This window comes from Synechococcus sp. 8F6 (assembly GCF_002252665.1).
Taxonomy (GTDB): Bacteria; Cyanobacteriota; Cyanobacteriia; order PCC-6307; family Cyanobiaceae; genus Cyanobium_A.
On the sequence record NZ_NQKZ01000078.1, the window covers coordinates 1 to 424 of the forward strand.

A 424-nucleotide genomic window follows, 5' to 3' on the forward strand; every position below is an offset into this window, starting at 1 on the left:
GGTATCTCCACCCGCAAGGTTGATGCCCTGGTGGAGGCGCTGGGCGGCGCCAGCGGCGTCTCCAAATCGGAGGTAAGCCGCATCTGCCAGGGCCTCGACGAGCAGGTGAAAGCCTTTCTGGGTCGGCCGCTGGACCATGCCCATTTCCCCTACGTCTACCTCGATGCGACGTACCTGCACGGCCGCCTTGGCCAGAACATGCAGGTGGTGTCGCGGGCCGTTGTGGTAGCGATTGGTATCAATGTCCTCGGCTACCGCGAGGTGCTGGGGATCGCCGTGGGTGACAGCGAGGCCGAGGGCTTCTGGCGTCAGTTCCTCAGTTCCCTCAAAGAGCGTGGCCTGACTGGAACTCGGCTGGTGATCTCAGATGCGCACCTGGGGCTGACGGCAGCGATCAAGCGCATGTTCCAGGGCAGCAGCTGGC

Annotated in this window: 1 protein-coding gene; it reads left to right on the top strand. The window is 64.2% G+C overall.

The window, feature by feature from the left end; genetic code table 11:
* Positions 1-424 (top strand): transposase (locus CJZ78_RS13575; RefSeq protein WP_198953929.1); only part of this gene is annotated, 424 nt, incomplete at both ends.